The organism is Rhodospirillales bacterium (assembly GCA_018666775.1).
Lineage (GTDB): Bacteria > Pseudomonadota > Alphaproteobacteria > SMXQ01 > SMXQ01 > JABIXC01.
This window is the reverse complement of record JABIXC010000017.1, coordinates 402,805-420,521: the sequence shown is the minus strand read 5'-3', so window position 1 is coordinate 420,521 and position 17,717 is coordinate 402,805. Positions and strand designations below refer to the sequence as shown.

At 52.7% G+C, this 17,717-nt stretch carries 21 protein-coding genes and 1 tRNA gene; 15 read left to right on the top strand and 7 right to left on the bottom strand.

Annotated elements, in window-relative coordinates; genetic code table 11:
- Positions 1-93 precede the first annotated feature (93 nt).
- Positions 94-2,178, top strand: coding sequence for a sodium-translocating pyrophosphatase (locus HOJ08_10030; GenBank protein MBT5673767.1), 2,085 nt, complete (start codon positions 94-96; stop codon positions 2,176-2,178).
- A 78-nt stretch (positions 2,179-2,256) separates the two neighbouring features.
- Here the strand turns inward: HOJ08_10030 and HOJ08_10025 are convergent, their stop codons facing one another.
- Positions 2,257-2,736, bottom strand: a complete 480-nt coding sequence (locus tag HOJ08_10025; GenBank protein MBT5673766.1) for an outer membrane protein assembly factor BamE — start codon at positions 2,734-2,736, stop codon at positions 2,257-2,259.
- A 77-nt stretch (positions 2,737-2,813) separates the two neighbouring features.
- Here HOJ08_10025 and HOJ08_10020 point away from each other — a divergent pair, with 77 nt between their 5' ends.
- The 10 genes from HOJ08_10020 to HOJ08_09975 all read left to right on the top strand — a co-directional run bounded on the left by HOJ08_10020 (position 2,814) and on the right by HOJ08_09975 (position 10,060).
- The gene (locus HOJ08_10020; protein MBT5673765.1) at positions 2,814-3,518 is read left to right on the top strand and encodes a hypothetical protein; all 705 of its coding nucleotides are present in this window, start codon (positions 2,814-2,816) and stop codon (positions 3,516-3,518) included.
- 5 nt (positions 3,519-3,523) lie between these two features.
- A complete protein-coding gene (locus HOJ08_10015) occupies positions 3,524-4,141 on the top strand; it encodes a DUF177 domain-containing protein (GenBank protein MBT5673764.1) in 618 nt (205 codons plus the stop codon).
- Between the two features lie 175 nt (positions 4,142-4,316).
- Positions 4,317-4,502, top strand: a complete 186-nt coding sequence (gene rpmF / locus HOJ08_10010; protein ID MBT5673763.1) for a 50S ribosomal protein L32 — start codon at positions 4,317-4,319, stop codon at positions 4,500-4,502.
- A gap of 103 nt (positions 4,503-4,605) precedes the next feature.
- Positions 4,606-5,649, top strand: coding sequence for a phosphate acyltransferase PlsX (gene plsX, locus HOJ08_10005; GenBank protein ID MBT5673762.1), 1,044 nt, complete (start codon positions 4,606-4,608; stop codon positions 5,647-5,649).
- On the top strand, positions 5,649-6,623 hold the full coding sequence (locus HOJ08_10000) for a ketoacyl-ACP synthase III (GenBank protein MBT5673761.1): 975 nt from the start codon (positions 5,649-5,651) through the stop codon (positions 6,621-6,623). The genes plsX and HOJ08_10000 overlap by 1 nt, the downstream gene beginning before the upstream one ends.
- Before the next feature lie 137 nt (positions 6,624-6,760).
- The gene (locus HOJ08_09995) at positions 6,761-7,141 is read left to right on the top strand and encodes an integration host factor subunit alpha (GenBank protein ID MBT5673760.1); all 381 of its coding nucleotides are present in this window, start codon (positions 6,761-6,763) and stop codon (positions 7,139-7,141) included.
- Entirely contained in the window at positions 7,142-7,615 is a 474-nt protein-coding gene (locus tag HOJ08_09990; GenBank protein MBT5673759.1) for a MerR family transcriptional regulator, read from the top strand. It begins immediately after the preceding gene.
- An 82-nt stretch (positions 7,616-7,697) separates the two neighbouring features.
- Positions 7,698-7,774: transfer RNA gene (locus HOJ08_09985), tRNA-Pro, on the top strand.
- A 370-nt stretch (positions 7,775-8,144) separates the two neighbouring features.
- Entirely contained in the window at positions 8,145-9,110 is a 966-nt protein-coding gene (locus HOJ08_09980; GenBank protein ID MBT5673758.1) for a Gfo/Idh/MocA family oxidoreductase, read from the top strand.
- A gap of 29 nt (positions 9,111-9,139) precedes the next feature.
- Positions 9,140-10,060 (top strand): amidohydrolase, encoded by a 921-nt coding sequence (locus tag HOJ08_09975; protein ID MBT5673757.1) that lies wholly within the window; start codon positions 9,140-9,142, stop codon positions 10,058-10,060.
- A 3-nt stretch (positions 10,061-10,063) separates the two neighbouring features.
- On the opposite strand, the gene HOJ08_09970 is transcribed toward HOJ08_09975, so the two are convergent.
- Together HOJ08_09970 and HOJ08_09965 are read right to left on the bottom strand one after the other, a co-directional pair.
- Positions 10,064-10,423, bottom strand: coding sequence for a VOC family protein (locus HOJ08_09970; GenBank protein MBT5673756.1), 360 nt, complete (start codon positions 10,421-10,423; stop codon positions 10,064-10,066).
- Positions 10,424-10,443: 20 nt separating this feature from the next.
- The gene (locus HOJ08_09965; protein MBT5673755.1) at positions 10,444-11,580 is read right to left on the bottom strand and encodes an ornithine cyclodeaminase family protein; all 1,137 of its coding nucleotides are present in this window, start codon (positions 11,578-11,580) and stop codon (positions 10,444-10,446) included.
- 155 nt (positions 11,581-11,735) lie between these two features.
- Between HOJ08_09965 and HOJ08_09960 the strand changes: the two genes are divergently transcribed.
- Complete coding sequence (locus tag HOJ08_09960) at positions 11,736-12,623, top strand: DMT family transporter (GenBank protein ID MBT5673754.1); 888 nt, start codon at positions 11,736-11,738, stop codon at positions 12,621-12,623.
- A gap of 30 nt (positions 12,624-12,653) precedes the next feature.
- Here the strand turns inward: HOJ08_09960 and HOJ08_09955 are convergent, their stop codons facing one another.
- Entirely contained in the window at positions 12,654-13,178 is a 525-nt protein-coding gene (locus HOJ08_09955) for a cupin domain-containing protein (GenBank protein ID MBT5673753.1), read from the bottom strand.
- Positions 13,179-13,297: 119 nt separating this feature from the next.
- Here HOJ08_09955 and HOJ08_09950 point away from each other — a divergent pair, with 119 nt between their 5' ends.
- Positions 13,298-14,017, top strand: coding sequence for a dienelactone hydrolase family protein (locus HOJ08_09950; GenBank protein MBT5673752.1), 720 nt, complete (start codon positions 13,298-13,300; stop codon positions 14,015-14,017).
- Between the two features lie 48 nt (positions 14,018-14,065).
- Here HOJ08_09950 and HOJ08_09945 read toward each other — a convergent pair whose 3' ends face one another.
- On the bottom strand, positions 14,066-14,326 hold the full coding sequence (locus HOJ08_09945; protein ID MBT5673751.1) for a hypothetical protein: 261 nt from the start codon (positions 14,324-14,326) through the stop codon (positions 14,066-14,068).
- 155 nt (positions 14,327-14,481) lie between these two features.
- Here HOJ08_09945 and HOJ08_09940 point away from each other — a divergent pair, with 155 nt between their 5' ends.
- Entirely contained in the window at positions 14,482-14,805 is a 324-nt protein-coding gene (locus HOJ08_09940; GenBank protein MBT5673750.1) for a divalent-cation tolerance protein CutA, read from the top strand.
- Positions 14,806-14,810: 5 nt separating this feature from the next.
- Here the strand turns inward: HOJ08_09940 and HOJ08_09935 are convergent, their stop codons facing one another.
- Positions 14,811-14,978, bottom strand: coding sequence for a hypothetical protein (locus HOJ08_09935; protein MBT5673749.1), 168 nt, complete (start codon positions 14,976-14,978; stop codon positions 14,811-14,813).
- 222 nt (positions 14,979-15,200) lie between these two features.
- On the opposite strand from HOJ08_09935, the gene HOJ08_09930 reads away from it, so the two are divergent.
- On the top strand, positions 15,201-16,415 hold the full coding sequence (locus tag HOJ08_09930; protein ID MBT5673748.1) for an MFS transporter: 1,215 nt from the start codon (positions 15,201-15,203) through the stop codon (positions 16,413-16,415).
- Position 16,416: 1 nt separating this feature from the next.
- On the opposite strand, the gene HOJ08_09925 is transcribed toward HOJ08_09930, so the two are convergent.
- Positions 16,417-17,697, bottom strand: a complete 1,281-nt coding sequence (locus HOJ08_09925) for an aminotransferase class V-fold PLP-dependent enzyme (protein MBT5673747.1) — start codon at positions 17,695-17,697, stop codon at positions 16,417-16,419.
- Positions 17,698-17,717: the final 20 nt, after the last annotated feature.

The window sequence follows — 17,717 nt, the reverse complement described above, 5'->3', positions numbered from 1 at the left end:
TGGCATCTTCCGGCCACTTTTAAAGGTTGGGGCATTTGTACGGGTTTTCCGTCCATTTGGGGCCACAATCCTGGCAATATGAGGGGTACCTTGATGACAAGCGCTTATATGTTGATTTTTGGTTGTGGCATTCTGGCCATTCTTTATGGAATTTATGCTTCGCGATCAGTGTTAAATGCTGATGCGGGTACGGAACGCATGCAAGAAATCGCAAGCGCCATTCAAGAAGGCGCAAACGCCTATCTTAACCGTCAATACCGGGCCATTGGCATTGTTGGTGTTGTGATCGGTGCCCTTTTGTGGTGGCAGATGGGACATCACGTTGCCATTGGTTACATCATTGGTGCCGTTTTGTCGGGACTTGCAGGTTACATCGGCATGAACGTTTCTGTTCGTGCCAATGTGCGCACCGCCGAAGCCGCCCGCAAGGGAATGGCTGAAGCTTTGTCCGTTGCCTTTAAGTCAGGCGCAGTGACAGGCATGTTGGTGGTTGGTCTCGGGCTTTTGGGTGTTGCTGGTTATTACTGGTATCTTCTGAATGCCGGCGTTGCCGTTCGTCCAGTCCTTGAAGCGCTTGTGGCGCTCAGCTTTGGCGCATCGCTTATTTCTATTTTCGCCCGTCTCGGTGGCGGCATTTTCACCAAGGGTGCCGATGTCGGCGCTGACCTTGTTGGCAAGATTGAAGCGGGCATCCCAGAAGATGATCCCCGCAACCCAGCCGTGATTGCAGACAACGTTGGCGACAATGTTGGTGATTGCGCCGGCATGGCTGCGGATCTTTTTGAAACCTACGCAGTGACCCTGGTGGCAACCATGTTGTTGGCAGCGATTTTCTTTACCGGTGCTGCACAGGCTACCATGATGCAGTTGCCGCTTCTGATCGCAGCCATTTGCATCATCAGCTCCATTGCAGGGACGTTCTTTGTCCGCCTTGGCGCATCCCAGAATATCATGGGGGCCTTGTACAAAGGATTCATCGGTTCAGCCGTACTCTCTGCAGGCGGAATTGCATATGTGATTTCTGAATATATTGGCTTTGCGACAAAATATAATTTCGGGACCACAGTGGTCACCGGTTCAAGCCTTTTTGTTGCAGCACTTATTGGCCTTGGTGTGACCGGGCTTTTGGTGTGGATTACGGAATATTACACCGGTACAGATCATAACCCTGTTCAATCCATTGCCGAGGCTTCCACAACGGGCCACGGCACCAACATCATTCAGGGGCTTGCGGTTTCCATGGAATCGACAGCGCTGCCGGCGTTGGTGATTTGTGCAGGCATTGTGTTCAGCTTTATTACGGCGGGCCTGTTTGGGATCGCGATTGCGGTAACGGCGATGCTGGCGATGGCCGGGATGGTTGTTGCCCTTGATGCATACGGTCCTGTTACGGACAATGCTGGTGGCATTGCTGAAATGGCAGAATTGCCAGAAGACGTTCGTAAAACAACAGATGCCCTCGACGCGGTCGGCAACACCACGAAGGCCGTTACCAAAGGCTATGCCATTGGTTCAGCCGGGCTTGCAGCTTTGGTTTTGTTTGCAGCTTACGTTGAGGACTTGGGTCATTACTTTCCAAATTTGAAAGTGACGTTCGAACTTCAAGACCCCTTTGTTGTAGTGGGGCTTATCTTTGGCGGCATGCTTCCCTTCTTGTTTGGTTCCATGGGGATGAAGGCCGTTGGCCGCGCCGCTGGTTCCGTGGTGATCGAAGTCCGTCGCCAGTTCAAGGAAATCCCTGGCATCATGGAAGGCACAGCCAAGCCTGAATACGGTCGTGCTGTTGACCTTCTGACCCGTGCTGCGATTAAGGAAATGATCCTGCCGTCCCTGTTGCCAGTTCTGGCACCAGTGGTCCTTTATGTGGTGATCCTTTTGGTCGCAGGTCAGGCCCAAGCCTTTACATCCCTTGGTGCCATGCTGCTTGGTTCTATTGTGACCGGGTTGTTCGTTGCCCTTTCCATGACATCCGGTGGTGGTGCCTGGGACAACGCCAAGAAATATATCGAAGACGGTAATCATGGTGGCAAGGGCTCAGATGCCCATCACGCTGCGATTACCGGGGACACAGTTGGCGATCCTTACAAGGATACCGCTGGTCCGGCGATTAACCCGATGATCAAGATCATCAATATTGTTGCGATCTTGTTGTTGGCACTGGTAGCCAAAGGCTTCTAGTAAATCGGTTCTTCTGAGTAAACGAAAAAGCCCCGGATGTATCATCCGGGGCTTTTTTGGTTGGGAATTCTAGGTGATCTATTCGTTGTCTTTGGTTTCGAAGCGACCCAAGTTCCCCATGAGCTGCTGAATCAGTGTGAATTCCCGTCCAGGCGTTGGGGTTACCCTTTTTGCATAACGCACCTTGCGCCCATCTTTAAGCGTGTAGGTTTTGATCTTGGTTACAATTCCGGTTTTGTCAAAGGAGACCGCAAAAATATTTCGGCTAAGGGATGTGTTTTCACGAAAGGCGCGGGCATGGTCAAGCTGGGTAATGTAGTACCAAGTGTCATTAGAAAAGGTAGAAACATTGGTTGGTGAACCAAGCAGGTTGCGCACAGCAGCTTTGTTTTGAACGCCTGGTTTGATGATTTTAGATTGATCTGGATCAATGATATTTCCGCGTACGTTGACATCTGCCGCACAGGCACTGATCAACACTGAGGCAATCGCGATTGATGCAAGTGCACCAGTTTTCTGGCCAGATTTATTTTTTTTGTGAGATGAAAAGAAAATCACCTGTTTATCACCATCATTTATTTTGTAATTAATTCTGTGTTTAATCTTCTAAATAGCAATAAGGATAAAGGGCAGACTTGACGGAGGTCAGCTCTATCGCCATGTTTCGCGGAACAATCGCATCGGGCCATTCCCACTGTCAACTGCTGTCAGGCGCTCTCAACCGTTATTTCCGGGTCACTATGTTTTTTTCAGCTTTCCTGTCTCGCCGCCGTATCAGTGCGTGTGTCCATGATCTTTACCAAAAGATTATGGCGCAATCGCGCCAACCTGCATTTTATCGTGATATGGGCGTTATGGACAGTCCCGAGGGGCGGTTTGAAATGTTGGCGCTTCATGCATTCATGGTCTTACATCGCCTGAAAAAACCGGGCATGGACCCAGAAATCGGCCAGGCCTTGTTTGACCTGATGTTTGCCGATATGGATCGGAATTTGCGTGAAATGGGAATCCCTGATTTGCGTATTGGCCCTCGGGTGAAGGTGATGGCCAAGGAATTTTATGGCCGTGTTGGCGCCTATGAAACGGGGTTGGCAGAAGGTGCAACGGATAGCCTGTTGGTGGATGCCATTAAACGCAATCTTTACAGTGGCGAAGATGGTAGCAAAGAAGGTGCCGAAGCGACAAATGTGCCCCCTCGGGGCGCGCCAGAGGCCCTGGCAGCCTATCTGCGCGCCAATGTCGCGCACCTGTCCGGGGTGGGGGATGGGGAAATCATGGCTGGCAATTTTTGCTTTTCAGATTTGCCACCAGATGCCATAACCGCCCCGATACAGGAGTGAAAATCATGACCAAAAAAGCCTCGCAATCACCAACGATGATGAAAAACACCGCTGTGCCTGAATTTTCTAGGATTCATCCAATTCATGCGAACATGGAACGGTTGGCGAATGGGGAACCGTTTGAACTGATTGCCGATGAAGACGAACGGGTGGCCCTTGCAAATCGGTTTGACCTGCTTTCTTGCGATATGTTCGTTGTAACCGGGGTGGTGCATGTCTTTGATGGTGGGGCCATTGCACGTGTAGAGGGATCGATAAAGGGTGATGTGGTTCAAGCTTGTATTGTGACATTGGCGCCCGTACCTGCGCATATAGAGGAACGTTTCACCGTTTCTTTTGAAAACAGCACCCAAAGTGATGTCGTCAGTGAAAATCGTGAAGTCGCTCTGGATATGAGCCTGGAAGAAGAAATTGTCGAGCCCATGACCGATGAAGGGATTGATCTGGGTGAAGCAGCAGCAGAATTGCTTGGGGTTTCCCTTGAGCCGTACCCAAGATCGGAAGATGCAGAATTTTTAGCTGAAACCACAGAAGCTAGAGAAACAACAGAAACTGGGGACCCAGTTTCTGAAAAAGCCGCTGCATCGCCGTTTTCGGTTCTCAAACAGCTGAAAAAGAGCTGAAACTGCTCTTAAATGGTGATGTTGCTTGCGCCATGGGCTAATTTTGGGTAATAGATGCCTCCGGTCAATGGATGGCTGTTTAGCAATCGGAACAGACCACAAAATCAGGTGACAAATCTGGGTGAGCATTAGACCCCGATTTAGGATTTGAAGTCCCGAACAGAAAGATTAGAAAATGGCGGTACCTAAAACTAAAATATCCAAATCCCGACGTGGCCAGCGTCGGTCCCACGATGCGCTAAAGGCGGATAGCCATGGCGAATGCCCCAATTGTGGTGAATTGAAGCGTCCCCATCATGTGTGTGGCGCCTGTGGCTATTACAACAATCGCGAAGTTGTCGAAGCGAAAGACACGGTATAAACAACCGTGCCTTTACACGACGTCACTGCTAACATCATTTTTTTCATGATGGGTGGCTGTTTGAGATGCCACCGGTAACGGTTTCTGTGATGGATTACGACCTATGTCCCTGACGATAGCCCTTGACGCGATGGGGGGCGATGGCGCTCCCGAAATCGTGGTTGATGGGGCAGATTTAGCCCGCGTCCGTCACCCCAATGTTTCCTTTATTTTTTATGGAGACGAGGCCCGCTTGGCCCCGCTGGTTGCTGCCCATAGCAAACTGGCAGCAATTTCCACCATTCAGCACACTGATATTGTTGTCAGTGGCGAAGAGAAGCCATCGCGTGCCTTGCGTAAAGGTCGCGGGTCTTCCATGGGGCTTGCTATTGATGCGGTCAAAAAAGGGGATGCTCAGGGGGTCGTTTCTGCCGGCAATACAGGCGCTTTGATGGCCATGGCCAAATTGGCGCTTCGAACCCTTCCAGGCATCAGCCGTCCGGCCATTGCCACCATGGTACCCACAGACAAGTCTGAATGTGTGATGCTCGACCTTGGTGCCAATATCCAATGTGATGAACGAAATCTGGTTGAATTTGCCATTATGGGTGAAGTCTTCTCGCGAACGGTGCTGGGGTTGGCAAAGCCAACCATTGCGCTGTTGAATGTTGGCGAAGAAGATATGAAGGGCCATGAATCAGTTCGCCAAGCCGCAGCGACATTGCGCGACATTGATCTGCCCATTGAATTTATTGGTTTTGTCGAAGGAGATGCCGTTTGGTCCGGTGCTGCAGATGTTGTGGTGACCGACGGTTTCACAGGCAACGTGGCCTTAAAGACGGCCGAAGGCATCGTCAAAATGTATTCAACCTTCCTGCGCAATGCTTACAAAAGCTCACCGTTGGCAATGCTGGGTTATTTCTTCTCTAGGCGTGCTTTGAACAAGATGCGGGCCAAGCTGGACCCCAGGCGTTACAACGGCGCCATGCTGGTGGGGCTGAATGGCATCGTTATCAAAAGCCACGGTGGAACGGATGCTTTTGGCTTTTCTCATGCAGTCGGCGTTGCCGTAGACATGATTGAAGGCGAGTTTAATGAGCGCATCAGTGAAGAATTTGACCATATTGGCAGTTTTGGCGTCCCGACACAGAATGTGGCCAGTTCCTGATGGTGACACGTTCAGTTGTAACAGGGTGGGGCGCGTATCTTCCCGAAAAAATTGTCACCAACGATGATCTTGCAAAAATTATTGATACTTCCGATGAATGGATTATCGAACGCACTGGTATTCGCCAGCGCCATGTGGCCGCCGATGGGGAAAACACCTCAGACCTTGGCTACAACGCAGCCCTGCAGGCGATGGAGCGTGCCGGGGTCAGTCGTGATGACATTGATTTCATTGTTTTAGGGACGGCAACCCCGGACCAGACCTTTCCCTCCACGGCGACGCGCATTCAGGAGCGTCTTGGGGCCAATGGGGCCTGTGCCTTTGATGTGGCGGCGGCATGCTCTGGTTTTGTCTATGCCTTGACCATGGCGGACAATTTTTTGCGCCTTGGGCAGGGAAAAAAGGCACTGGTTATCGGGGCTGAAACATTTTCCCGTATTCTGGACTGGGAAGACCGAACCACGTGTGTCCTGTTTGGTGATGGTGCAGGGGCGGTGGTGCTGGAAAGCGAAGAAAACCCGGGCACCAGTGATGATCGGGGTATCCTTTCGACCCATCTTCATTCAGATGGCCGTCAACATGACCTTTTATATGCCGATGGCGGGCCATCATCGACCCAGACAGCCGGGGTGGTGAAGATGGTTGGCCGTGAAGTGTTCCGCCATGCTGTTGGCCGCCTGTCTGAGGTGGTTGAAGAAGCACTGGAGTGCAATAATCTTTCCGCCGATGATGTGGATTGGCTGGTCCCCCATCAGGCAAACAAACGCATCCTTGATTCGACGGCAAAAAAACTACGGCTTCCGCCTGAAAAAATGGTGGTGACCGTCGATCGTCATGCGAATACCTCTGCAGCGTCCATTCCCCTTGCCCTGAATGAGGCAGCGAGCGACGGGCGCATCAAGCGCGGCGACCTGGTCTTGATGGAGGCCATGGGGGCCGGATTCACCTGGGCATCGGCTGCACTGCGCTGGTAAGGCCACTGATGGGCCTTTATTTACCCTGATGAGCCCCAAATTCGTGTCCTAGGGTAACATAAACAACATCTTCCATCCCTTTGATCTTGACGTCTTTCTTGCCCGAGAGTACCCTTGTGACTTCTTGGGAGGGAAATATGACAGGCAACACAATTACGCGCGCACAATTAGGCGAAGCGGTTTATCAAGAAGTTGGGTTATCGCGGAACGAATCCGGTGATCTGGTTGAGGCTGTCCTTTCTGAAATCAGCGATGCGCTTGTCAGCGGGGAAAACGTAAAAATCTCTTCGTTTGGCAGTTTCTCTGTTCGCCAAAAGGGCGAGCGTATTGGGCGCAATCCCAAAACTGGCGAAGAAGTTCCCATTCTGCCCCGCAGAGTCCTTGTCTTTCGGGCATCCCACGTCCTTAAAGGGCGTGTGAAAGACCTGCTTTCCAGCACCGCTGGGGTACAACCATCCTCTGACGGTCAACCTGGCGGTCTTCCGGATGGCGATCACAGTGGCGGGGGCCAGATATAAATGGCGACAAATGTTGTGTCAGCCGTCGGTTCAGCCCCAGCAGCCCCTGTTGAGGGCCGTAGAGCTGGCAAATCAGCCGCTGCCTTTCGGACCATCAGCGAGGTCGCCAATGAACTGGAAATCCCCCAGCATGTCCTGCGCTTTTGGGAATCCAAATTTTCACAGGTAAAACCGCTCAAACGGGGCGGTGGTCGGCGTTATTACCGGCCAGAAGACGTTGATTTGCTCCGAAATATCCAGACTTTGTTGTACCGCGATGGCTATACCATCAAGGGTGTCCAAAAGCTTTTGCGTGAAGGCCAGGTCGGGCGCATCCGCAAAGCAGCCAATGGGGCTGCCGATGATGGTGCTGTAAGCGATCCAGCGCCCAAGAAAGCCGCGATTAATGGCTCAGGCCTTGATGATTCCCAAAAGCTGGAAATCCGTGCCGCCATTGATGAATTGACCGCATTGAAGGTCCTTCTTAAAGGCTAATCCCAAAAGTGCATTTGCTGCTTTTCCCATCGACCATTTTGGCCTATGGTGCGCGCCGCTTGCACATTTTGGCAGGCTTTATCGGAGCGTAGCGCAGCCTGGTAGCGCACTTGTCTGGGGGACAAGGGGTCGTGGGTTCGAATCCCGCCGCTCCGACCAAAAATTCAAAAAGCTGGCAGACTATTCTGCCAGCTTTTTCTATGTTTCAAGCAGGCCGCCATTTGCCTGCCCTTGTATGCAGGTAAAGAGAGCCATTATGGGCCAAATAGGGTGCTAGTTCGTGAAACGCTCCAGGCACCAAAGCACCAACCGGGCGCTATAGGCTGCAATCACGAGAAATGCACCGCTTGAGACAAGAAAGACACTTAAAGTCACAATTTATTCCCTTCCTGGGCATCGTTTCTCCGGTAAGGACCGTTGAGAAACTGACCGGACCGTTCCTGGTTCGGTTAAATAAATACACGAATAAATACTTTGTAGAAAATGTACCAAGAAGGTGTTGAAATAGTCTGAACAGGGGGAATAAAAAATGATAAATGCTGCAATTGTTGGCTTGGGGTCTTGGGGCCGAAAACTGGTTGGATCGGTTCAGGGAAAAAGCGACCAGATTCGTTTTTCATCCGCCGTCACGCGGACTGTATCCAAGGCCGAAGATTTTGCCAAAACCCACGATATGGCATTGGGAGACGATCTTGCCTCGGTGCTGGCGGACCCGGCCATTGATGCTGTTGTGGTGGCGGGGCCGAACCCCCTTCATGTGCCCCATGGCTTAGCTGCCCTTGATGCGGGCAAGCCTACCATGGTGATCAAACCCATGGCCTTGCATCTGGCAGAGGCCAAACAATTACAAGCGGCATCAGACAAAGCAGGGGTGTTGTTGGCGCTTGGCTACAATCGTTGCTTCATGCCAGAGATCGTGGAATTGCGTCGCCGGGTGCGCGCGGGAGACCTTGGCACCATCTTGCACGCAGAAGGTAATTTCTGTGTTGATCGTTACCTGGGTTTGAAACCGGGCAGCTGGAAATCTGACCTTGAACAATCCCCTGCGGGTTCTCTTGCTGATCATATGCTCTACAACATGATTTCCATTTTGGGGCCCATAGCGGAAGTCACCACCGTAGCATCGGGCCGGGCCACGGAAACATCCCTGATGGATACCGCCGCCACTGTCTTGAAGTTTGTTGACGGGACCAGTGGACTTTTGACGGCCATCGGGGCCACGGGTAATTACCATCGACTGGTTATGTTTGGCGACAAGGGCTGGGCCGAGCTTCGGGGCACGGGAAACTTTTCCTTCCAACCCATTGGTGGCAAATTAGAAGAAATTAAATTTCCCAAATTTGAGCCCGAACACGCGCAGTTAGAAGCCTTCGCCCGTGCTGTCACGGGTGAGGTTGAATTTGAAATATCCCCCTCCGATGCCGTGCATGGGGTTGGGGTGATTGAGGCCATGGGCCAATCGGCACAACAGGGAAAAACCATCACGCTTTCGTAATTGATGCGTTAACAAATAAGGTAAAAAACATGACTGGCCACAGGATCGATGTTCATCATCATTTTTTCCCCCAAGACCTGAAAGATGTTTTGGGTGGCGGGCCAACGCGAGATTGGACGCCCCAGAAATCTCTGGATGAAATGGATGAAAACGAAGTGTGCACCGTGGCACTTTCGGCGTCATCGATTCCCCCTGATTGGTGGCGTCATGATGATGCGTGGTTACGAAAAACAATTCGTCGGTTCAATGAATATGGTGCTGAGATGGTCAAGGACCGCCCGGACCGTTTTGGCCTGTTTGCATTTTTGTCGATGCGCGATGTGGACGGCACCCTGGCCGAGATCGAATATGCCTTTGATACCCTGGGTGCAGATGGGGTGGGGATCGCCACCAGCTTTGGCGATAAGTGGCCGGGTGATCCAGAATACGCCGCCATTTTTGACGAGCTAAACCGGCGCAAGGCTTTGGTCTATGTCCATCCCACCACACCGTTTTGTTGTGAAGGGTTGTTGGGCGTCAGCGCATCCTTGATTGAATATCCCCATGACACCACCCGGGCGATTTTGAGCCTGTTATTTTCAGGGACGTTCGTTCGGTGTCGCGATATCCGCTTTGTGTTTTGCCATGCAGGCGGCACGTTACCGGCCCTTACCGGGCGCATCGAATGGGGCACGGTTCGCATGGGTAATTTTGCGGAATTGGCACCCGATGGCTACCGGGCAGAACTGGCGCGGCTTCATTTTGACACGGCAACCTCAACCAACCCGATCTCGTTTGATGCCTTGACGAGCGTCGTTCCGGTCAGCCAGATTTTGCTGGGCAGTGATTTTCCCTATGGCCTTCTTGGGCCGACAATCGCAGGCCTGGATGATTGCAACCTGAATGAGGCTGAGATCAAAGCCATCGAACACGATAACGCCATCAGGCTGGTTCCCCGGTTTGGGAAATAAGACCTAGCCGCGAATTTCGATCAGCTCGCCATCAGGCCCCTTGACGATGGCGCGAAGAAAACTTTCTTCACTGGGTTCGCGCGGGGTGGTGGGTTTTGGTTCAAGCACCACCTCGACGCCTTGGGCGCGAAGTGTTTCAACAGCTGCGCTGACATCATCGGTATTCAGACAAAAATGCAATCCCGACATCACCTGAGCTGGCTGTTTCATGGACAGTTCCAAGAGGGTGGTGCCAACCTTGAAAAACTGGATGCGCGCATCGTGGCCGACCCAGGGTTCAAACCCCATGACGTCGCGATAAAAGGCCGTGGACTTTTCAAGGTCAGAACAATGCACGGCCACATGGTCAATTGATTTGAACATGGGGTTTCCTTTTTTTGTCATCAGTCGCGAATGTCTTGCAGGAACCAATCGGTGGGAATTTCCTGACCCAGACCTTGTGCCTTGGCCAGGCGATAGACCACTTGTCCAACGGATGAAAACTGCAATCCCTGATTGCCAACATTGCGATAAAATGTGACGTCATCGGGGCTGGTGCGGCCCTTGGCTTTGCCTGAAACCAGATCAGAAAAATCGGGCTTGTCGCCACCTTTGCCACGGTCCGTAAATTCGGGATCATCACCACCAAAGCCCGGCTGTGGATTCTTTTCAGGGATGCGTTTCATCTCTTCTTCAGAGCCCGCGATATAGGCCGCAGGGGACAGCCCGCGTTCGGCCTGAAAGCGTTCGGTCTGTTTCATTTGCAATCCGGCGGTGCCTTGGCGAATGACCACATCAAAATGATTGGCTGAATCATCGGGCATTTCACGACGGCCCAGATTGGTGACATGCATGCCGGGTTCAATCCATTCTGCGTCATAGACCGGGTTCATGGCATCGGTGCAGCTTGAAAGAATGTCGGCGCCCTTGACCGCTTCTTGTGGGGTGTCCACGGCGATGACTTCGATGTTCAACCGTTTAGACATCTCTTCGGCGTATTCTTCGCGGTGTTCGGGCGTTGGGCTATAGACTTTGCATTGGCGAATATCGCGAACGGATTTAAAGGATTCAAGAAATGTTCTGGCCATGCCGCCAGATCCCAACATGCCAACCACGTGGCTGTCTTCGCGGGCCAGATATTTAACCCCGATGCCAGCACCACCGCCCACGCGCATATGTTGCAGCATGCCATCATTGATGAAGGCCAGTGGTTCTGCATTTTCGGTGGAGATCAGCAAGATCATCCCGCAATAGGTGCCGGGTTCCCGGCAGTATTTTTCTTCCGTCCAGTTGCCATTTTCGTCTTCGGGCCAATGCATGATGTCGGATTTCATGCGGATGGCGAAATACCCATCATTGGCGCCTTCCATGGTGCCCCAGCGGAAATAGCCATCATCCCGTTTGCAGGGCACATACATGTCAATGCGGGGGCGGTGAATGGCGCCACCGGTGGGAATTTTTTTAAACGCTTCTTCCTGGGCCTTGATACAGTCCTCCATGGTCAGAAGGTCGGCGACAATTTGGTTGTTGATGATCAGCATGGCTATCCCTGTTCTATGTTCTTAGGCCCGTTTGTGGCCATTTATTATGATCCTTTTTTTTAGCCCTCAGGAAGGGGAATGGCAAGCCGCTCTACGCTTTCCCAAGGGATCGCTGTGGGCTAGAATAGGGTTCAAACTTTTAGGACTTAATCTTCATGGCAGATTCAACCCCGGTCATGGTCGCCCCGGTTAAGGGCGCGCTATGGATGACCGCGGCAGCAGCAAGTTTTGCGCTTATGACATGGTCTATCCGGGCATTGGTGCCAATGGGGCCGTCAGAAATCATCTTTATGCGCAGCCTGTTTGGTTTGGTCATGGTGTTGCCGTGGTTAAAGCTGCCCAAAGGGGGCATGGCTGAGCGCAAGAACATGAAGTTTTTTGGGCTGCGCGGGGTGCTCAGCTACCTTGCCATGATGGCCTGGTTTTATGCCATTCAGAACGTGGTGTTGGCCGATGCGGTGGCGCTACAGTTCACCCTGCCTTTGTTCACCATCCTGTTTGCCATCGCTGTTTTCAAAGAACAGGTCGGTCTTCGGCGCTGGATGGCCATTTTGATGGGCTTTATCGGTGCGTTGATCATCATCCGCCCGGGGTTTGCCGAAGTGAACAGTGCGGCATTGCTGGTGGTACTGTCTGCTGCAATTTATGCATCTGCCAATATTGTCATCAAAAAGATGCTAAAGACCGAAAATGCGGTCACCGTGGTTTTCTATCTTCATATCATGACCCTGCCACTGGCACTGGCGGGTGCCATACCCTATTGGGTTTGGCCGGGCTGGGCAGAATTGCCATGGGTTCTGGTTTTGGCGGCCACGGGCAGCATGGCGCATTATTGTTTTTCCCGCGCTCTGGCCATCGCCGATGTATCGGTGGTGATGCCGTTCGATTACCTGCGGCTGCCATTTCTGGCCGCCATTGGGTATTTCGCCTTCGGAGAAGTGCCGGAAATCTGGAGCTGGATCGGGGCAGGGATCATCATCGCCTCAACCCTGTACATCGCAAGGCGCGAAGCCGTGATTGCACGGAACGCACGTGACACCTGAGCCCGGAACGCAGGTAAAGATTAGCCCGGTCTATTCGTCTTCGGGGTAATTGTAGTGCAACGTGTTGAAAAGCGCCTGATTCTGCTCTCCGATGCCGACGCGGCGTTTCGATCCGTCATTGGCGCTGCCGACAACCTGAAGCAAATGCAGTTCTTCATCGCCCGCCTGATTAAAGCGGTAGCGGGCATAACGGGGCACAAGAATGCCTTCGCCGGCCTTGAATGATCCCAGCAGTTCGCCATCGACATTGTACCATTCAACGCAGCCCTGGATGACGAACCAGAAACCGTCTGCATCGGGGTGGCAATGAACGTTGGTATCGCCGCCGGACGGTAAAACTTGCACCGTGCCGCGCAGGATCGAGCCTTTGGCCAAACGCACATGGGCGCGCCGTCCTTCGGGAATGTCATCGGGCCGTTTAAATGAAAAGGGCTGGAAGTCTTCTTCTTTCTTGCGAAAGAAGGCTTCTTTTTTGGCGGCACCGCGTAATTCGATGGTCTTCGTGGTTTTGTCGCTTAATTCTTCGGGGATGTCATCGGTCTGAACTGTTGCCATGCTTTCCTCCTGTTTGGGTCGGTTATTTTTGAAGGAGTTTAGCGCCATGTTGTGGCGTACGCCAGAGCCCGGTAACGTGGGGTCCAAAGGTTGATCAAGCATGGGAAGGAAAATTAACAATGCATGACATGGAAATACTGGAGGTGGGCGGCAGCCCTATGGAAACGCTGGTTTTTAGCCCCAAAGGGGTGGGTCCGTTTCCGGGCGTCATTGTGATGCAGCATCTGCCGGTTGCCCATGGGGGACTGGAGACCGATCCCTTTACCCTGGATGTGGGCGAACGACTGGCCAAGGCTGGATATGTCGCGATCATCCCGTTTATGTTCCATTGGTGGCCAAAAGCAGAAGAGAAAGAACTTAAGCGCGATGAATTTCGCGACGACCGGGCGGCGGCAGATTTACAGGTGGCCTATCAATTTACGGCCAATATGGACAATGTGGATGCGACAAAAATTGGCATCATGGGGCATTGCTGGGGCGGTCGGCTGAGCTGGCTTGGGGCCTGCCACAATCCTGATTATAAGGCCTGTGCGGTGTTGTATGGCGGGCGCATCAAGACTGGCTTGGGGGATGGCAGTGTTTCGTTGATCACGTTGGCTGACCAAATTCCCTGTCCGGTGCTGGGAATTTTCGGCAATGATGACAAAAATCCGTCACCCGATGATGTTGATGATCTGGATAAAGCCCTTGATGCGGTGGGGGTTGAACATGTTTTTCATCAATATGACGGTGCCGGTCATGGCTTTCAGGATTTCGTAAACACGGACCGCTATCGCCAAGTTCAGTCCGATGATGCCTGGGAGAAATTGCTGGCATTTTTTGATGCCAAACTGAAATAGCCCGATCATCACGACAAATGCGGGTTCAACGCAGCCGTGTTTGGCTTATTAGGTGGTTTCGGCGAGTTTGCGGCCCTGATCGGTTAGCCGGCAGACGATCCAGTCAGGTTTGGTGGGGTTCATGAACCAGGGTGCGACCCATCCATGATCCATGCAGGTTCGTACCGTGCGCGGTGACACCTTGCGCCCATTGAGGTCAAACAGGGGCAATTTACCACCGGCCTGATCAAGCCCCCGGGCAAGCCACGCCCGCTGTGATGGGGTGGGGGTGGTTGGCTTGGTTGAAGGTTTTGCGGCGGTATTTGTCATGATTGTTCCCTGAGTCCGGCACCTTGGAAGGCAGATCAGACTTTATGATCGTCTGTATGCAGAGCCAAGACCCTAGCGTAAATCCCCGCATTTTGCCAGCTGGCCTGTGATAGGTTGAAATCGACCAGCAATTTTATCAATGGGGTTTGTGTGCCATGGCAGAAATTGTCCTTTTATATGTCACCACCATTGATGAAGAAGAAGCCGCACGCATTGGCAAGGCTTTGGTCGAAGAAAGGCTCTGTGCCTGCGTGAATATCATTCCGGGCGTGCGCAGCCTGTATCAGTTTGAAGGGACGCTTTGTGATGAACGCGAAGCGGTTCTGATTGCAAAGACGACGGCAAGCCTGACCGATGCCGCAGTGGCGCGAATTACATGTCTGCACAGCTATGATTTGGCGTGTGTGGTCTGTTTGCCCGTCAGTGGGGGGAATGTGCCATTTCTGGAATGGGTACAGGACGAAACCGGGCCTCGCTGATGGTTTTAGGCCCCGGGTGCCCTTTTAGCCTTTGGACGCCGACTTGAATTCAGGCGGTCGCGCATCCGGGCGCGATATTCCGGATCGAACACCAGACGGTCAAGATCAACCTGTTCGGGGCTCGTGTGTTTTGGCTCAAACTTGCCGGGTTTTCTGATCGCATTTCTTTGCATAGCTCAGTTCCTCTGGACGTTCAGACTTACTGCAGTGCAATTTAACTAGAGTCGCTTTGCGGCTCCTTTGAGACTTATATATGGTTTAATTGTGATATTTCAATAGGTTTTATAAAAAAGATAATGTTCTCAATTAGAAGTGTGCAGTCGTGAAAGCGCTGGTGGAACGGGTTTGGCCACCCTATAAACGCTGTTGATCTGAATCCAACCGAAGGCTTGACCATGGCAGTTACCCCCAAAGTATCCGCACAAATATCCCAGGGATTTTCCATGATCGGCCATACCTTCATGCATCTTTTGGTGGCGCTCTATCTGACCATCGTTTTGGCGTTGGAAACGCAATGGGGGATGGCCTATGCAGATTTGATCGGACTTTGGACCCTTGGGGCCTTTCTGGTGGGGGGATTGGCTCCGTTGGCTGGCTATCTAGGGGACCGCTGGTCAACGCCGGGGATGATGGTGATTTTCTTTATTGGTGCCGGAATGGCGACCATTGCCTGCGGTTTTGCTGATTCAGCCGTCCAATTGATTGCAGGTCTTGGGGCACTTGGGGCGTTTGCGGCCATTTATCACCCCGTGGGGATGTCGTGGCTGGTTCGCAATTCTGTTAATCGGGGCATGGCGCTTGGGGTCTTTGGGGTTTTTGGCTCCATTGGTGTGGCAATGGCCGGAACCGTGGCCGCCGTTTTGGTGGATTCAATCAGCTGGCAGGCTGCCTTCATGATTCCGGGCATCATTTGCATCGCCATCGGCATCGCCCTTTTCTTATGCATTCTGACTGGATTGGTTCACGACAAACGGGTTGATCGCGCGCCCCAAGCTGCGGCCAGCCGTTCGGACATGATGCGCACCTTTTTCGTGCTGTCGCTGACAGTCTTTTTAGGTGGCCTGATCTATCAGGGAACCCAGGTGGCGATGCCCAAAGCGTTGAGCCTGCGGTTGCCTGATTTGGTGGCAGAAGGCGGCATTTTGGCGGCAGGGGGGCTGTTTACAGGGATTTATCTGATCAGCGGCTTATTACAGCTTGTGGGTGGCTGGCTGTCGGACCGCTTTGCCCTGAAATGGGTTTATCTCTGGACCTATATTTTGCAGGTGCCCTTTCTATTTGCGGCATCGGCACTGGTGGGCCTGCCCTTTGTTGTTGCCGCCCTGGTGATGGTGGTGCTGAACGTTGGCGCCTTGCCTGCGGAAAATTGCCTGCTGGCCAAATACACACCGGAACGCTGGCGCGGTGCCGCTTTTGGGGCAAAATTCGTGCTGTCCTTGGGCGTGGCCCCCGTTGCAGTTCAATTGGTGGCCACCATTCAGGGGGCCACGGGGGGCTTTTTCTGGTTGTTTGCTATTCTGGGCAGTGCAGCCATGGTGATTATCATCGGTATTTTGTTGTTACCGTCAGACAATGACAAGGCAGCCCCCGTGCCAGTCGCGGCTGAATAGTTCAGGCCCCGATTGCCTGATCCAGATCAGCGATCAAATCATCAAGATCTTCCAGCCCAACGGAAAGCCTGACCACTTCGTCACCGGCACCAGCCAGGGTACGGTCTTCGTTCGATAATTGGCGGTGGGTCGTGGACGCCGGGTGGATAATCAGGCTTCGGGTGTCACCGATATTGGCAACGTGGGAAAACAGTTTACACCCTTCCACGACGGCCTTTCCGGCTTCATAGCCGCCATCCAGACAAAAGGTCAAAACACCGCTCGCCCCATCGGGCAGGTATTTTTGGGCCAATTGATAAGATGGGTTGCCCAAAAGACCTGCGTAGGAAACGCTTGTGACACCGGTTCGGGTTTCAAGCCATTGCGCAAGGGCAAGGGCATTTTCTGAATGGCGCGCCATGCGAAGCGTCAGGGTTTCGGCCCCGGTCAGGGTCAAAAAGGCATTCATTGGCGCCATACAAGGCCCGAAATCGCGCAGACCAACGGCATGGCCGTACACGGTGTAGCCCAATGGGCCGAAATTATCGGCAAAACAGATGTCGTGATAGGCGCTGTTGGGTTGGGTCAGGGCAGGGGTGCGATCGTCCCACTGGAAGTTCCCGGAATCGACCACAACCCCGCCGATGGAATTGCCATGGCCGCAGATATATTTGGTGGTGGAATAAACTGCGATATCGGCGCCCCATTCAAAGGGGCGCAGCAATGCGGGCGTCGCCAGCGTATTATCGACAATCAAGGGCACCTTTGCAGCATTGGCCACCTTGGCGATGGCTTCAAGGTCCACCATTAGCCCCCCCGGGTTAGAAAGGGTTTCGGTGAACACCAACCGGGTGCGATCCGTCATGGCATTGGCAAAGTTTTCAGGCCGGGTTGGGTCTACAAAGGTGACATTCCAACCCAGCCTGGAAAAGCTTTGGCTGAATTGGGTGATAGACCCCCCATACAGATTGCGCGATGCAACGAAATGATCGCCGTTTTCCATCAATGGCAAAAAGGCCAAAAACTGGGCCCCATGGCCCGAAGCACAGGCCGTTGCCCCGACGCCACCATCAAGGGCTGCCATTTTTTCTTCCAATGCCTGAACGGTGGGATTGGTAATGCGCGAGTAAATAGCCCCGAATTCTTCCAGATTGAACAGTCTTGCTGCCTGATCGGTGTCATCAAAGGCATACGATGCCGTCTGATACAGCGGCGTTATCCGTGCCCTTGTCGTTGGGTCGGGTGCAGATCCGGCATGGATTGCCCGGGTGGATAGTCCCTGATTATCTTTTTTTTCTGTCATTTTTTATGGTCCTGATCTGG

Excerpts from the sequence above, each read along its gene's own strand:
- HOJ08_10030 (MBT5673767.1), top strand. The coding sequence starts at position 94 with ATGACAAGCGCTTATATGTTGATTTTTGGTTGTGGCATTCTGGCCATT.
- HOJ08_10015 (MBT5673764.1), top strand. The coding sequence starts at position 3,524 with ATGACCAAAAAAGCCTCGCAATCACCAACGATGATGAAAAACACCGCT.
- rpmF (MBT5673763.1), top strand. The coding sequence starts at position 4,317 with ATGGCGGTACCTAAAACTAAAATATCCAAATCCCGACGTGGCCAGCGT.
- plsX (MBT5673762.1), top strand. The coding sequence starts at position 4,606 with ATGTCCCTGACGATAGCCCTTGACGCGATGGGGGGCGATGGCGCTCCC.
- HOJ08_10000 (MBT5673761.1), top strand. The coding sequence starts at position 5,649 with ATGGTGACACGTTCAGTTGTAACAGGGTGGGGCGCGTATCTTCCCGAA.
- HOJ08_09995 (MBT5673760.1), top strand. The coding sequence starts at position 6,761 with ATGACAGGCAACACAATTACGCGCGCACAATTAGGCGAAGCGGTTTAT.
- HOJ08_09990 (MBT5673759.1), top strand. The coding sequence starts at position 7,142 with ATGGCGACAAATGTTGTGTCAGCCGTCGGTTCAGCCCCAGCAGCCCCT.
- HOJ08_09980 (MBT5673758.1), top strand. The coding sequence starts at position 8,145 with ATGATAAATGCTGCAATTGTTGGCTTGGGGTCTTGGGGCCGAAAACTG.
- HOJ08_09975 (MBT5673757.1), top strand. The coding sequence starts at position 9,140 with ATGACTGGCCACAGGATCGATGTTCATCATCATTTTTTCCCCCAAGAC.
- HOJ08_09970 (MBT5673756.1), bottom strand. The coding sequence starts at position 10,423 with ATGTTCAAATCAATTGACCATGTGGCCGTGCATTGTTCTGACCTTGAA.
- HOJ08_09965 (MBT5673755.1), bottom strand. The coding sequence starts at position 11,580 with ATGCTGATCATCAACAACCAAATTGTCGCCGACCTTCTGACCATGGAG.
- HOJ08_09960 (MBT5673754.1), top strand. The coding sequence starts at position 11,736 with ATGGCAGATTCAACCCCGGTCATGGTCGCCCCGGTTAAGGGCGCGCTA.
- HOJ08_09955 (MBT5673753.1), bottom strand. The coding sequence starts at position 13,178 with ATGGCAACAGTTCAGACCGATGACATCCCCGAAGAATTAAGCGACAAA.
- HOJ08_09950 (MBT5673752.1), top strand. The coding sequence starts at position 13,298 with ATGCATGACATGGAAATACTGGAGGTGGGCGGCAGCCCTATGGAAACG.
- HOJ08_09945 (MBT5673751.1), bottom strand. The coding sequence starts at position 14,326 with ATGACAAATACCGCCGCAAAACCTTCAACCAAGCCAACCACCCCCACC.
- HOJ08_09940 (MBT5673750.1), top strand. The coding sequence starts at position 14,482 with ATGGCAGAAATTGTCCTTTTATATGTCACCACCATTGATGAAGAAGAA.
- HOJ08_09935 (MBT5673749.1), bottom strand. The coding sequence starts at position 14,978 with ATGCAAAGAAATGCGATCAGAAAACCCGGCAAGTTTGAGCCAAAACAC.
- HOJ08_09930 (MBT5673748.1), top strand. The coding sequence starts at position 15,201 with ATGGCAGTTACCCCCAAAGTATCCGCACAAATATCCCAGGGATTTTCC.
- HOJ08_09925 (MBT5673747.1), bottom strand. The coding sequence starts at position 17,697 with ATGACAGAAAAAAAAGATAATCAGGGACTATCCACCCGGGCAATCCAT.